This window comes from Dyella amyloliquefaciens (assembly GCF_004296575.1).
GTDB lineage: Bacteria > Pseudomonadota > Gammaproteobacteria > Xanthomonadales > Rhodanobacteraceae > Dyella > Dyella amyloliquefaciens.
On the sequence record NZ_SAYT01000005.1, the window covers coordinates 472,691 to 487,321 of the forward strand.

The window sequence follows — 14,631 nt, forward strand, 5'->3', positions numbered from 1 at the left end:
GCGACCGCAACGTCGCATCTTCACCGCGTCACAGGCCTATCGCGCACTGCGTGCCCTCCTGCAGGGAAGACGACGAGGCTCAACCCGTGTTCTGCAATCCCTGCGACACGCCATTGACGCAGGCCACCAGCGCCGTGAGCAACGCATCATCGCTCTCGCCGCCGGCGCGCCAGCGCTTCAGAAGATCCACCTGCAACAGGCTCATCGGATCGACGTAGGGATTGCGCAGGCCGATCGACAACGACAAGCGGGGCTCGTGCTGCAGCAGGCTGTCACTCTGCCTGAGGCGCAGCAGCCAGCGGCGCGTGCGATCGAACTCGTCACGGATCATTCCGAAGAACGGCTCATGCAGCGGGCCGGCCAGTTGCGAAAATGCCTCGGCGATATCCAGGTCGCTCTTGGCCAGCACCATCGCCACATCGTCGAGCATGTTCGCGAAGAACGGCCAATCACTGGCCATCTCGATCAACGCAGCCTCGCCATACTCGGCCGCGCCAAACTCCAGCGCCGTACCCAGGCCATACCAGCCGGGCAGGATCGAGCGGCACTGCGTCCATGCGAACACCCACGGAATCGCCCGCAGGTCCTGCACGCCACGCATGCTGCGCCGGCGTGAAGGGCGCGAACCCAGCGTCATGCGCTCGATCACGTCGATCGGCGTGGCGGTGCGGAAATAGTCGACGAAACCCTCGCGATCCACGAACGCGCGGTAGTGCTGCCGGCTGCACGCCGAGAGCACACCCATGCGCTCGCGCCACGCTTCCTCGCGTGGCTCGCTCGTTCGTGGGCGCAGCGATGCGCGCAGCACGGCACCTACGGTCTGCTCGAGATTGCGCAGGGCCAGCGCACGGATGCCGTACTTTCGATGGATGACCTCGCCCTGCTCGGTAACGCGCAATACGCCGGCCACCGAACCCCGCGGGGAGGACATCAACGCAGGCGCGATGCGCGCGCCGCCACGACTGGCCGAGCCACCGCGTCCATGGAAGAACGAGAGACGGATATCAAACTCCGCCGCCACTTCCAACAGCTCCACCTGGGCGCGCTGCAAACCCCAGCGCGAGGCCAGCGTGCCGCCATCCTTGCCGCTGTCGGAGTAGCCAAGCATCACCCACTGGCGCCCTCCGCGCGAGGCGAGATGCTCGCGATACACCGGATCTTCCAGCAACGCGCGCAGCGTTGTCGGTGCATTCGCCAGGTCGTCCACGGTCTCGAACAGCGGCGCGATATCCAACGGCACGCGTCCCTGCTCCACGAGTCCGCCATAGCGCGCCAGCGCCAGCACGGCGAGCACATCAGCCGCCGAGCGCGCCATGCTGATGATGTAGAGGCCGAGTGCGTCGGCGCCGTACCGCTCACGCGATTCGCGCAAGGTGGCGAAGACATCGTGCAGCGCGACCGCCGCGGTTTCCTCGCTGGCAGCGAGCGTTTGCTCGCCACCGGCAAAGGGGCGCAGGCGTTGTGCCTTGTCGGCCACGTCACGCGTCGACCACTCGGCGTCGTCCAGCAACAAGGCCAGCGCATCGTCGTGCATGCGCGAGTCCTGTCGCACGTCCAGGCGCGCGAGATGAAAACCGAAGGTGCGCACGCGCCATATCAGGCGGCGCACGGCATAGGCGCCGGCATGCAGGCCGCGATGATCGATCAGGCTCGCCGCAATCAGGTGCAAGTCGTCCAGCAACTCCTGCGCCGAGGCATAACCTTCCGGATGTCCGTCGTCATGCGTCGCCTCCAGGCGGGCGCAGATGATGGTCAGCAGGCTGCGGTACGGCATGTCCGCATGGCGCGGACGAACCTTGGCCGCTGCCTCCGGATAGCGCACGCGGTAATCGAACAGTTGCCGCGCCAGCGCGCTGTCCACGTCGACGCGATCCTCCGTCTGGCTGAGCAGGCGCGCCAATCCGGACAGGTCTTCGATGTAATGCTCCAGCACATGCGCGCGCTGCGTCGACAGGCTGTTGGCGATAGTCGCGGCGCCCACGTTGGGGTTACCGTCCATGTCGCCGCCCACCCAGGTGGCGAAGCTGAGCAGGCGCGGGATGGGCACGGCCACGCCGTACACCGTCTGCAAGGCATCGGCCAGCGACTCGTACAGCGCCGGCACGATGCGGTAGATCGGATTGGCGAGGTAGAAGCCGACGTGATGGTGCTCGTCCTGCACGGTAGGACTGATGGGCGATGCCTCGGCTGTCTGCCAGCCCGCGCTCAGCGCCATGTAGATGCGATCGTCGTCTTCCTTGCGTTCCTGCGGCGTGCGTGTGGGGTCGAAGTTGTCGACCAGCGCGCGCACGATGGATTGCTCCTTCTCCAGCAGCGAGCGGCGCACGGCTTCAGTGGGGTGCGCGGTGAATACGGGTTCGATCTGCAGCCGTTCCAGCCATTCGAGCAGTTCGCCCGCCTCGACACCCTGCGCCTTCAGGCGTGTCAGCGCGTCCAGCAACGATTCGGGCTGCGGCGCACCACCTTCGCGCTGGTAGTCGCGGCGACGGCGGATGCGGTGAATGCGCTCGGCGATATTCACGGCCTGGAAATAGCTGGCGAATGCACGAGCCAGCGACTCGGCATGCCCGGTGTCGACGCCGGTCAACAGTCCGGACAGCGCATCGAGCGGCAGGTCTTCCTGCCGGCGCTCGATGGCAGCCATGCGGATGCGCTCGATCTCATCGAGGAATGCGGGGGAAATCTGCTCGGCCAGCATGTTGCCGACCAGGGTGCCAAGGCGGCGAACGTCTTCGCGCAGGGGTGCGTCGTGCGGGGCGAACTCAGGACTGCGGTGCTGGTTCATCGATGCCACATTGCGGATGTCTGGACGTCCAAGACTACTCGAAGCGGAGACGATTTGTGCGCTGCCACAAAAGCGAATTGAAAAGGCATCAACGAAAACGGGGCGCCAGGCGCCCCGTTTCAGATGCAACCATTTCGCTCAAGGCGCGCCGGCTGCGCTGCCCTCCGCGGGCTTGGCCTGCTTCACGTAACGCTCCAGCCACGCGTTGGTCTCGGCCAGCATCTGCATGATGGACTCACGCGCGCGATAGGCATGCGCCTCGTTGGGCAGCATCACCAGTCGCGCCGTGCCGCCAAGCCCCTTGATCGCCGCGTACAGACGCTCGCTCTGCACCGGGAAGGTGCCGGAATTGTTGTCCTGCTCGCCGTGGATCATCAGCAGCGCGTCCTTGATGTTCTCGGCGTAATTGAACGGCGACATCGCCTGGTACACGTCCTGCGCCTGCCAGTAGTTACGCTCCTCCGACTGGAAGCCGAACGGCGTAAGCGTGCGGTTGTAGGCGCCGCTGCGCGCGATGCCCGCCTTGAACAGGCGCGTATGCGCCAGCAGGTTTGCGGTCATGAACGCGCCGTACGAATGCCCGCCCACCGCGATGCGATTGCGATCGGCCACGCCACGGCGCACCACTTCATCCACCGCTGCTTCGGCGCTCGCCACCAGCTGCGGGATATAGGTGTCGTTGGGTTCCTTGCTGCCCTCACCCACGATTGGCACCGAGAAGTGGTCCAGCACGGTGTAACCCATGGCGAGGAAGGCCTGCGGACCCCAGAAGCCGATGCTGTTGAATCGGTAGGGCGAGTCGGTGACCTGACCGGCGGCGTCGGCCGATTTGAACTCCGCGGGATACGCCCACATCAGCATCGGCCGCGGGCCGTCCTTCTTCGGATCGTAGTTCGGCGGCAGGTACAACGTGGCGGAGAGTTCCACGCCATCCTTGCGCTTGTAGCGGATCTGTTCCTTCTTCACGCCCTTCAGCTGCGGCAACGGATGCGGGAAGTGCGTGAGCGGACGCGGCTGCCCCTTGGAGGCCAGGTCACGCACGTAGTAGTTGGTCGGCTCGTTGGGTGATTCGCGCGACACCAGCGCGCGCTTTCCTTCGCCGTCCAGCAGCACCAGGGCCGCTTCGTAATACGGTGCCTGCGAGCGGAACAGGCGCGTGCTCTGGCCGTTGCCGAGATTCACCTTGTCCAGGAACGGACGATCGCCCTCGGGCGAGGCGCCATCGCCCAGGCGATAGATGCTTTCGCCGTCGGCGGCCAGCATCAGGCGCGACTCGCCGTGTTCGTCGATCATCGTCGCGGGCTTGCCGGGATTGCGGTAGCGATCTTCCGACGAGCCTTCGCGCACCAGCGAAGGCGCCTGCGAGGGTTCGTCCGGCGCCACGCGCCACTCCTTCACCTTGCGCGTCTTCCACCAGAACTCGTCGATCAGCGCGAGCTTGCCGTTACCCCAATAGGCACCGGCGTAGCGACTGCCCAGCCGGGCCAGCGTCACCGGTGCCTGGTCAAACGGCGCGGCCTGCATCAGCACGAGATCACGGGTCTCCGCCACACGTGCCGGGTCGCCGCCATCCTGCGCTTCGGCCCACACCAGCGTGGCCGGTGCGTCCGCGCGCCAGTCGATGTCGCGCACGCCCGTGGGCACGGCGTCATTGCCGGTCGGCAGGCCTTCCACCAGGGGCAGGTGGGCGATTTCCTTCACCAGCTTGCCGTCGCGATCCAGCACTTCGATGCGGCGCGGGAAACTCACTACCGGCACCAGATAGGAGAACGGGCGCTCCACGCGCTCGCGCAACAGGTAGCGGCCATCCGGCGAGGCGCTGATCGCCAGCGTGAGCGCGGGCTCGCCCAGCGGCGTGACCTTGCCGTCGAGATCCACCAGGGCGGACTGCGAGCGCAGGTAATACTCCAGCTGTCGCGCATCGTCTTCGTTGCGCAGCATGTCCTGATAGGTACGGATCGCCTTCACGCCACTGCCGGCCTGCGTCTGCTGCGTGTTCGGGCCCGTCGGAATCACGCTGGCCACCGGCGGCGCGCCCTGCCCTTCGGGCTGCAGCTGCACCAGCAGCTGCTTGCTGTCGGGCATCCAGCGATAGCCACGTCCTGCCACGGTGTTGAGCGGCAACGCGGTGAGGCGGCGCGCCGTATGAGCGGCCACGTCGACGACCCACAATTCGTTGCGACCCTGCGCGGCATCCACCTGGTTGAAAGCCAGATAACGCTGGTCGGGCGACCAGCTCGAGGTCGCGATCGACAACGGCTTGGGCAGGCCCTGCAGGCGGATGTCCTTGCCACTGGCGATATCCAGCAGCCACAGGTCGGTGCCAAACAGGAAACGGCTCTGCGCATGGACGCGCGGGTTGATACGCAGGCCTGCCAACTTCAGCTCGGGCTGTGCCACGACATCGATGCCTGGCAACGCCGGCGACTGGGTCAGGGCGAGCAAATCGCGATGCGGACTGATCGACACCGCCGGTGGACGCGGCGCATCGACCAGCGCCTGCAGGGGCGCGGGCGGCGCGAGGTATTCATTGACCGGTGCGGATGCGGCGGGCGGCGCCGTATCCGCCCATGTCACCAACGGCAGTGCGGCCAGCAGGAAGCCAACGAGGGCAAGACGTCGAAGCGAACGTTCCATGGCGTGCGAGACCTGGTGTCGTATGAACTTGCGACATTAGCCGTCTCGATGGCACTGAGCCAAGCCTGCCGATCGGCATGGAACCCGGGTGTCCAGGAAGCAAAGCCCGCCTGCCTGAGGCTATACTCCGAGGTCCCGTCGAGGGGCGCTGCGACCGGAGATCGGGTGCGACCGCACATGTCTGTGCCGTCCCCGTGCTCCGGCCAGGCTCGATGGATTTCATCTGTAACGGCGCCCGGACCACGATGCGACCTTCAGGTCGCAACACCCGGAGCTAAGCCATGAACGCAGTCACCAAAGACTCTGCCCAGCAGGACTACAAGGTCCGCGACATCTCCCAGGCCGACCTCGGCCGCCGCCGCATCCGCATGGCCGAAGAGGAAATGCCGGGCCTGATGCAGATCCGCACCCGCTATGCCAAGGAAAAGCCGCTGAAGGGCGTGCGCCTGTCGGGCTCCCTGCATTGCACCAAGGAAACCGCCGTACTCGCCGAGACCCTGCGCGAGCTGGGCGCCTCGGTGCGCTGGGCCTCGTGCAACATCTTCTCGACCCAGGACGACGTCGCCGCCGCGCTGGCCGTCGGCGGCCTGCCGGTGTTCGCCTGGAAGGGCGAGACGCTGGAGGAGTACTGGGAATGCACGCTGGACATGCTGACCCATCCGGGTGAGCTCGGCCCGCAGCTGATCGTCGATGACGGCGGCGACGCCACCCTCTTCATCCACAAGGGCGTGGAACTGGAAGACGGCAGCGACTGGGTCAACACCCCCAGCGGCAACCACGAAGAGCAGGTCATCAAGGACCTCGTGAAGCGCACCGCCGCCGAGCGTCCGGGCTGGTTCAAGAAGATCGCCGCCGAATGGAAGGGCGTCTCCGAAGAAACCACCACCGGCGTGCATCGCCTCTATCAGCTCGCCGAAGCCGGCAAGCTGCTGGTGCCGGCCATCAACGTCAACGACTCGGTCACCAAGTCGAAGTTCGACAACCTCTACGGCTGCCGCGAATCGCTGGCCGACGGCATCAAGCGCGCCACCGACCTGATGGTCGCCGGCAAGGTCGCCGTGGTGTGCGGCTACGGTGACGTGGGCAAGGGCTGCGCGCACTCGCTCAAGGGCTTCGGCGCCCGCGTGATCGTGACCGAGATCGACCCGATCAACGCCCTGCAGGCCGCGATGGAAGGCTTCCAGGTCACGACGATCGAAGACACGCTCGGCATCGGCGACATCTACGTCACCACCACCGGCAACAAGGACATCATCACGCTGGAGCACATGGCGGCGATGAAGAACAACGCCCTGGTGTGCAACATCGGCCACTTCGACAACGAGATCCAGATGGATCGCCTGAACACCGCCAAGGGCGTGTCGCGCGAGACCATCAAGCCACAGGTGGATCGCTACACGTTCGAGGGCACGCCGGGTAAGAGCGGCGGCCACAGCATCTACATGCTGGCCGAAGGCCGCCTGGTGAACCTGGGCTGCGCCCATGGCCACCCGAGCTTCGTGATGTCCAACAGCTTCTCCAACCAGACGCTGGCCCAGCTCGACCTGTGGGCGAACAAGGACTTCTACGACAAGACCGTCTACCGCCTGCCGAAGAAGCTGGACGAGGAAGTGGCTCGCCTGCACCTGGAGCAGATCGGCGTGAAGCTCACCAAGCTGACTGCAGACCAGGCCGCCTACATCGGCGTGCCGATCGACGGTCCGTACAAGCCGGACCACTACCGCTACTAAGCGGCGTCGGTCTTTGCCTCAAACAAAAAGGGTCGCCCACGGGCGGCCCTTTTTTTGCGTGGACGAATCGCGCGCAGGACACGCCCCCATCGAGCGTGCCCTGCGCGCAATCGCTCCCCTAACCGCTCGCGGGGCCGCAGCCCAGCATTCCCAGCACGCCGTGCAGTGCCGGCACATGCATCAGCCACGGTGCCGACAGCGTGAGTACGCCGGCGCACATCACCAGCGCCGCAGCACCGCGACGCAGGCCCGGTCGCTGCAGCCAACGCCCCACGCGCGCACCGGACCACGTCAAAGGCAGCATCACCGGCAAGGTGCCCAAACCGAAGGCTGCCATGATCAGCGCACCGTCACGCGCACTCGCCGACAGCCACGCCGCCGCCAGCACCGTAGTGCTCAGGCCGCAGGGCAACCATCCCCACAACATGCCCGCCGCGAATCGGCGCATCGGCGTGTTCGCCGGAAGCAATCGCCGTTGCAGGGGCTGCAACCATTTCCAGATGCGCGCGCCCGGACGTGCGAGGAAACCCAGGCGCCCGCTCCGATCCAGCAGGCGCAATGCCATCACCACCAGCACCAGCCCCACGGCGGTGCGCATGGCAAGCGCCAGGGCGTCCAGCTCGAACAGCCGCAACACCCCGTCACCGATGCCGCCAACCGCTACGCCGGCCAGCACGTAACCCATCACCCGCCCCAGATTCAGCTGCAGCGCATTGCCCCAGCCCATACGTGGCGACCACACGGAGAAACCCGTCGCGATGCCCCCGCACATGGCCGCGCAATGCACGCCTCCCAGCACGCCGGTCAAGAGGACAGCCGACAGTGCTGCGGCGTTAACCATGGTCGCGTCCGTCCAAAGTGCGTTCGGCCTTCGCTTCAAGGGGGCGATCGTCACTCAGGATGTCGATGGCAGGCGTATCCATGTCATCGAACTGCCCCTTGCGCACCGCCCATACGAACGAGCCGATGGCGACCGCCAGCAACATCAGGCTCAACGGGATGAGCATCAGCAAAATGATCATGAGGTCGACTCCGGTACGGACACACGCATCAGGCGAAGCGCATTGGCGGTGACCATCAGCGACGACAACGCCATGCCGAGTGCAGCCAGCGAGGGAGTCACCTGCCCCATCACGGCCAGCGGGAGTGCCAGCAGGTTGTAGCCGACGGCCCAGGCGAAGTTCTGGCGAATGATGCGCTGCGTGCGCCGCGCCAGCTGCACCGCTGCGGGAATACGCAGCAGGGACGGTGCGGTCAACACCATGTCGGCTGCGCGCTGCGCCAGCGACGCGCCCTCGCCCATGGCTAGCGATACGTCGGCGCCCGCGAGCACCGGCGCATCGTTCAGGCCATCGCCCACCATGGCGACTACGCAGCCTTCCGCCTGCAGCTTGCGCACCAGCGCCAGCTTGTCCTCGGAGCTCTGTCTTGCATGGGCGTCGTCGATATCGAGCTGGCGCGTCAGGCGCTCGACGGCACCAGACGCATCGCCACTGGCCAGATGGATGCGCAGGCCCAATTCGCGCAGGGCATTCACCGCGACACGCGCATCCGGACGCATGCGCTCCTCGAGCGTGAAGCACGCAACAGCGGCCAAACCATCTCCAAGCCACAGCCGGCCATCGTCAGCCTGTGCGGCCGCGAAAGGACCACGACCCAGTCTCCATTCCCTGCCATTTATCCGACCGCTCAGGCCCTGCCCCGCATGCACCTTCACGCCACTCGCCGCATGGAGTGTCTGCACGGACGCAAATGCCGCCGCGATCGGATGGCCGCTGTCGCGCTCGAGCGCAGCGGCGATGGCCATGGCTTCACTGGCAGGCATATGGGCAAACGTTCGTATCTCGCCAACCGCAGGGTCGATCCGGGTCAGCGTGCCCGTCTTGTCGAACACCACATCAGTCGCACGGGCCAGGCTGTCCAACCCCTCCGCACGCAAGGAAAGCACGCCCAGCCGCGCGAGTGCGCCATGGGTTGCCGTCAGGGCGGCTGGCACGGCCAGCGACAACGCACACGGGCAACTGATCACCAGCAGCGACAACGTGACCTCGAAGGCTCGCGACGGATCATGGATGCGCCAGCCGATGAATACCGCGACGGAGGCGAGCATCAACGCCACCACGAACCATGTACCGACGCGATCCGCCATTCGCGCGAGCGGCGGCCTGTGCGCCTGCGCCTGTTCGACCAGTCGCGTCAGTTGCGACAGTCGCGTCGCGCTGCCCACGCGCGTGACCTCGATCCGCGCCGGCGTCTCCCGGCAAACCGTGCCCGCGAATACCTGCGCACCTTGCGCCTTGGCAACAGGATGCGATTCACCGGTCAACAAGGCTTCTTCGAACATGGCCTGTTCGTCCAGCAGCACGCCATCCGCCGGCACTGCTTCACCAGCCGCCATGCAGGTAATGTCACCTACCTGGAGCGCCGTCAGCGGTACGGATTCGCGCGTTCCATCGGGTCGCTCGCGCACCGCCAGTGCAGGCCGCGCCCGCGCCAGCGCATCCACCTGGGAACTGGCGATGCGCCGGGCGCGCTGCTCAAGCATGCGCGCGCACAACAACAGGAATACGAACATCGCCGCCGCGTCGTACCACACGTGCGCGCCGCCACGTACTGTCTCCACCGCACTCGCCAGATAGGCCAGCAGGGTCGACCCTGCCACCAGCGTATCCATGCCGGGATGGCGCTCGCGCCATTCACGCCACGCGCCTTGCAGGAAGGGCCAGCCGGAATAGAACACCACCGGCGTGCACACGAGGAACGTCACCCAGCGGAAGAAGTCGCGGGTATACAGCGCCATGTGGTGATTGAAGTCGAGATACAGCGCCTCGGACAGCATCATGGTCTGCATGGCGCCGAGTCCGGCGATGCCCAGCCGCAGCAGCCAGCGCCGCCGCTCGGCCAGCTTCTCGCGCTCCTGCGCGGCACCGCTGGCCAGGTAAGGTCGATAGCCGAGCAAGGCGAGCCGTTCGAGCACCGACGACAATGCCACGCGCGCCGGATCCCATGCAATACGAATGCGCCCCGTCACCGCATTGGCGCCGACATCCAGTACGCCGTCCACACGCTGCAGGGCGCGATCGATCAGCCACGCGCACGCCGCGCAACGCATACCGTCCGTGAGCAGGGTGATTTCCAGGCCACCTGTTACCGGAAACGCGTGATCGGCGAGGACGTCGTCGCGGTCCCATGCTGCAAGGTCCGGCAGTTCCATATCCACCCGCGTACCGGCCATGCTACGCAAGCGGTAGTAATCACCGAGATCGGACGAACGAATCCACTGCGCAGCGGCGAGACAGCCATCGCAGCAGAAGCCCTTGACGCTCCCATCGACATCCAGCAGCACGGGCGACGCCGGCAAGGCCTCGCCGCAGTGATAACAGGTCTCGACCCCGACCTGGCTGATGACATCGACCGCGCAGTCCACGTTCAGGGCATCAGTCGGATCGAACGCGCCTGCGGTGCCCAGCGTCCATGCATCAGCCACGCGCCGCTATCGGACGCCAGCCGTACCGTCCAGTCGCGATCGCGATCCAGCGATCCGACGCCACGCCAGCCCAGTTCGCTCGGCGAGAGATGCACGGTGCGCTGCTCGCCCGACGAATCGGACAAGGTAAGGGTCAGCTTGCCGCCCCGCGGAAAATCACCATCCATCGGCAACACTTCGACCATGTCGCCCTTGGTCCGCAGCACGACACCTTCGGTGGATACCTCGGCTGGCGATTGCGCCGCCTCGGCGGACACCAGAAGCTTGCCCACCTTGGTCACCCGCCCGACGGTCTCCATATCCTCGCGTCCCGGGTGGACGGCGGCAAACAGCAGCGCGAAACCGATGGCGACCGAGGCCAGCGGCAGACCCACCAGCATCCACACCATGGGTTCGCGCCATGCGCTTCGTGTCGTATTCATAGCGAAGGTCCGAAGAAACTGCTCTTGATGGTGGCGTCGGCGTCCACGTCGGTACCCCGCACCACGAATTGCACGTCATGCCGTCCGGTCACTTCGGAGGAGGCGCTGACCGTGATGGGAATGGACAGCACCTCACCGCTCTCGGCCTGCACCGTCCGCGCGCCGCCGCGAAGCGCGATGCCGGGCATATCGGTGGACACCACGTCGATGACGAAGTGGTGCGGCTGCTGCTCCTTGTTGACCAGCTTGAGCGTGTAGCTGTTCTCGATGCGCCCGTCGCTGGCCTGGCTGTACATGGCATTGCGATCGCGCAGCACCTCGGCAAGCAGCACGCTGCGATGGGTCACGCCGTACATCCAGCCGCCGAGCAAGGCCAGCAGCAGGCAGGCATAGACGATGATGCGAGCCCGCAGCACGCGGGTGGGTTTGCTGTCGATCTGGTTCTGCGTGGTGTAACGGATCAGGCCCTTGGGGTAGCCCATCTTGCCCATCACGTCATCGCACGCATCGATGCAGGCGCCGCACGCGATGCACTCGTACTGCAGGCCATTTCGAATATCGATGCCCACCGGGCACACCTGCACGCATATGGTGCAGTCGACGCAATCACCCAAAAGCTCTGGCGTGAACTTCGGTAGCGGCTCGGCCACCATGCCGGCGCCCGCCAGTGCAATGGTTCCGCCCGCATGCGCGCGATTGTCTGCCGCCGACGGATGCTGGCTGGCACGAAACACGTAATCGTAGGCCGTGACCTTGTCGAGCAGGCCGCGCGCCCGTTCCAGCACACTGGACAGGCCACGCTTGCGCGGACCGCGCGGCTCGCCGCGCATGGGGTCGTAGGCGATGATCAGCGTATTGCGGTCGAACATCGCGCTCTGGAAGCGCGCGTAAGGACACATGTACTTGCATACCTGCTGGCGCAGGAAGCCCGCATTGCCCCAGGTGGCGAAGCCATAGAACAGGATCCAGAACGTCTCCCAGCCACCCAGGCCGAATGGCATGCGCTGTGCCAGGTCCACGATCGGGCTGAAATAGCCGACGAAGGTGAAACCAGTCCACAACGAGAACAACGCCCACAAGCTATGTCTTGCCGTCTTGCGCAGGATCTTCTCCCGTGTCCAGGGACCCGCATCGAGCTTCATGCGCTTGTTGCGGTCGCCTTCGCACCAGTGCTCGATCCACAGGGACACTTCGGTCCACACGGTCTGCGGACAGGCGTAACCACAGAAGAGGCGGCCCGCCAGTGCCGTGAAGAAGAACAGCGCCAGCGCGGCGATGATCAACAGCGTGGAGAGGAACAGGAAGTCCTGCGGCAGGAACATCCACCCGAACACGTGGAACTGGCGTGCGGGAAGATCCAGCAGCACAGCCTGCTTGCCGTTCCAGTGCAACCAGGGGAACAGGTAGTACATGCCGAGCAGCCAGATCACCGCCGCCACGCGCAGCCGGTTGAAAGTGCCCGACACCTCACGCGGATAAACCTTGCGTTCGCTGACGTAATAGGAACTGCTTTCGTCCTCGACGACGTGCAGCGGTATGCGACGACTCATGGGGCGTTACCGGAGTGGAATCCGCGCTTCACCTGCCAGGACGGCCGCAGCAGGATCCAGGTGAACAGGCTGGACGAGGCCGTGGCCAGCCAGAAGAGGAAGAAGCCCAGTGAGTAGCCCAGTTCGCGGCTGAGCTGCAGCGACGGGAAGGTGATCTCCCTGAGCCGCTCGGGGTCCACGATGGTGAAGAACACCATCGTGATGACCCCGGCGACGAAAAAGCTCGGCCAGAGGATGGCGCCGACGCGCTGCGAGGCAGGCGTCGGCTCCTGTTCCGGAGGTTTTGCGGAACGCGCGGTCATCACTCGGCAACCACAGCGCCGGCAGGCGGCGGATCCTTGTGCGGCGACAGCGTCCACACATAGGCACCGACCAGTCGCGTACGGGTATCGCCCAGCTGGTCCTTCCAGGCCGGCATCACGCCCTGGCGACCTTCGGCCAGCGTCTTGTGCAGCGATGCCGAGCTGCTTCCGTACAGCCAGTAGCTGTCGGTAAGGTCCGGCGCACCCATCACCTGGTTGCCCTTGCCCTGCGGGCCATGGCACGCGGTGCAAATGCCGGCGAACAACTTCTCACCTCGCTCAGCCGCATCCTTCGGCTGGTCGGAACGGGACAGCGAGAGTACATAGGCAATGGTGTCATCCACTGCCGTGGCACCACCCTGCGCGGTAAGCGTATCGGCCCAGGCCGGCATCACGGCGTGGCGACCGTTCTGGATGGTGTCCAGGATGCGCGCGGGCGTTCCGCCCCAATGCCAGATGTCGTCGGTGAGATCCGGATAGCCGGTTGCGCCGTGACCGCTGGAACCGTGGCAGGCCGCGCAGCGATTGATGAAGATCGCACGACCGATCGACACGGCGTTGGCATTCTTCGCCAGCTCGTCCACGGGCTTGCCCGCATAGAGCTTCAGCGTGTCATCGAGACGTGCATTTTCCGCCGCCGTCTCCATCGCCCACTCCGACCTCGAGCTCCAGTGCCCCCAGCCCTTGAGCGTGCCCAATCCGTACCAGATCAGGTAACCGACGGAGAACACCAGGGTGATGTAGAACAGGTTGATCCACCATCGCGGGAGCGGCTTGTTGTACTCGGTGAGGTCGCCATCCCACACGTGGCCGGTTTCATCCGGCCTGGGGTCGGTGGGGCGACGCTTGATGTTGGCCCTGAGCAGCCAGACGCAGCCCAGCAGGTTCAACACCGTGATGGCCACCACGTACCACGTCCATGCGGAAGTCATGCCCTCTCCTCCTTGTCGTCATCCAGAGGCATACGGGCAGCGGCATCCAGCACGGGCTTCACACCCGGCCTCCAGAGCAGGATGCAGCCCACGATGAAAAGCACCAGCAGAAAGGCAGTGATCAGACCCGGAATCATCACTCGGCTCCTTCTGCAACCTGCATGTCCGCCTGCGATACGTGCGTACCGAGGCTTTGCAGGTAGGCGACCACGGCATCCAGCTCGGTCTTGCCCTCGACGGCAGCCGGCGCGGCGGCGATCTCGGCATCGCTGTAGGGGTCGCCGATGCGCTTGAGTGCGCGCATGTGCTGCGCCACTTCGGCGCCGTCCAGCTTCGCCTTCTCCAGCCAGGGATAAGCCGGCATGTTGGATTCCGGCACCACATCGCGCGGGTTGTGCAGATGGGCGCGATGCCAGTCATCGGAGTAACCACGCAGGCCTACGCGCGCCAGGTCGGGACCCGTGCGCTTGCTGCCCCACTGGAACGGATGGTCGTACACCGATTCACCGGCGAGTGAGTAATGACCGTAACGTTCCGTCTCGAAGCGCAGCGTGCGCACCATCTGCGAGTGGCAGTTGTAGCAACCCTCGCGGATGTAGACGTCGCGCCCGGCCAGCTCAAGCGCCGGATAAGGCTTGATGCCCGGCAGCGGTTTGATGGTCTCGGCCTGGAACATCAGCGGGACGATTTCGGCGAGACCACCGAATGACACCGCTACGGCCACCAGGATGGCCATCAGGCCGATGTTCTTTTCGATCTTTGCGTGCATATGGCTCATGTCTGTTC

Annotated in this window: 12 protein-coding genes and 1 riboswitch; of the genes, 1 reads left to right on the plus strand and 11 read right to left on the minus strand. The window is 65.5% G+C overall.

What is annotated here, in order from left to right; all coding sequences use genetic code 11:
• Window positions 1-79: 79 nt before the first annotated feature.
• Window positions 80-2,785: a phosphoenolpyruvate carboxylase gene (ppc, locus tag EPB08_RS13915; RefSeq protein ID WP_130619701.1), complete on the minus strand. Its 2,706-nt coding sequence runs from the start codon at window positions 2,783-2,785 to the stop codon at window positions 80-82.
• A 138-nt stretch (window positions 2,786-2,923) separates the two neighbouring features.
• A complete protein-coding gene (locus EPB08_RS13920) occupies window positions 2,924-5,422 on the minus strand; it encodes a S9 family peptidase (RefSeq protein ID WP_130619702.1) in 2,499 nt (832 codons plus the stop codon).
• Between the two features lie 134 nt (window positions 5,423-5,556).
• A riboswitch (S-adenosyl-L-homocysteine riboswitch) is annotated at window positions 5,557-5,666 on the plus strand.
• Window positions 5,667-5,703: 37 nt separating this feature from the next.
• Here EPB08_RS13920 and ahcY point away from each other — a divergent pair.
• Complete coding sequence (gene ahcY, locus EPB08_RS13925) at window positions 5,704-7,152, plus strand: adenosylhomocysteinase (protein WP_130619703.1); 1,449 nt, start codon at window positions 5,704-5,706, stop codon at window positions 7,150-7,152.
• Window positions 7,153-7,270: 118 nt separating this feature from the next.
• Here the strand turns inward: ahcY and EPB08_RS13930 are convergent, their stop codons facing one another.
• Genes EPB08_RS13930 through ccoO form a run of 9 tightly spaced genes read right to left on the minus strand, consistent with a single transcriptional unit; the run spans window position 7,271 to window position 14,623 of the window.
• Window positions 7,271-7,993: a sulfite exporter TauE/SafE family protein gene (locus EPB08_RS13930; RefSeq protein ID WP_130619704.1), complete on the minus strand. Its 723-nt coding sequence runs from the start codon at window positions 7,991-7,993 to the stop codon at window positions 7,271-7,273.
• Window positions 7,986-8,174, minus strand: a complete 189-nt coding sequence (ccoS, locus tag EPB08_RS13935) for a cbb3-type cytochrome oxidase assembly protein CcoS (protein WP_130619705.1) — start codon at window positions 8,172-8,174, stop codon at window positions 7,986-7,988. The genes EPB08_RS13930 and ccoS overlap by 8 nt, the downstream gene beginning before the upstream one ends.
• The gene (locus EPB08_RS13940) at window positions 8,171-10,639 is read right to left on the minus strand and encodes a heavy metal translocating P-type ATPase (protein WP_229238344.1); all 2,469 of its coding nucleotides are present in this window, start codon (window positions 10,637-10,639) and stop codon (window positions 8,171-8,173) included. The genes ccoS and EPB08_RS13940 overlap by 4 nt, the downstream gene beginning before the upstream one ends.
• A complete protein-coding gene (locus EPB08_RS13945) occupies window positions 10,582-11,061 on the minus strand; it encodes a hypothetical protein (RefSeq protein ID WP_130619706.1) in 480 nt (159 codons plus the stop codon). The genes EPB08_RS13940 and EPB08_RS13945 overlap by 58 nt, the downstream gene beginning before the upstream one ends.
• Window positions 11,058-12,611, minus strand: coding sequence for a 4Fe-4S dicluster domain-containing protein (locus EPB08_RS13950; RefSeq protein ID WP_130619707.1), 1,554 nt, complete (start codon window positions 12,609-12,611; stop codon window positions 11,058-11,060). The genes EPB08_RS13945 and EPB08_RS13950 overlap by 4 nt, the downstream gene beginning before the upstream one ends.
• Window positions 12,608-12,913 carry a hypothetical protein gene (locus EPB08_RS13955; protein ID WP_130619708.1) on the minus strand — a complete coding sequence of 102 codons (306 nt, stop codon included), beginning with the start codon at window positions 12,911-12,913 and terminating at the stop codon, window positions 12,608-12,610. The genes EPB08_RS13950 and EPB08_RS13955 overlap by 4 nt, the downstream gene beginning before the upstream one ends.
• The gene (ccoP, locus tag EPB08_RS13960; RefSeq protein ID WP_130619709.1) at window positions 12,913-13,845 is read right to left on the minus strand and encodes a cytochrome-c oxidase, cbb3-type subunit III; all 933 of its coding nucleotides are present in this window, start codon (window positions 13,843-13,845) and stop codon (window positions 12,913-12,915) included. Before ccoP ends, EPB08_RS13955 begins: the two co-directional genes overlap by 1 nt.
• A complete protein-coding gene (locus EPB08_RS13965; RefSeq protein WP_111980960.1) occupies window positions 13,842-13,982 on the minus strand; it encodes a cbb3-type cytochrome oxidase subunit 3 in 141 nt (46 codons plus the stop codon). Before EPB08_RS13965 ends, ccoP begins: the two co-directional genes overlap by 4 nt.
• Window positions 13,982-14,623, minus strand: coding sequence for a cytochrome-c oxidase, cbb3-type subunit II (ccoO, locus tag EPB08_RS13970; protein WP_130619710.1), 642 nt, complete (start codon window positions 14,621-14,623; stop codon window positions 13,982-13,984). Before ccoO ends, EPB08_RS13965 begins: the two co-directional genes overlap by 1 nt.
• Window positions 14,624-14,631 lie beyond the last annotated feature (8 nt).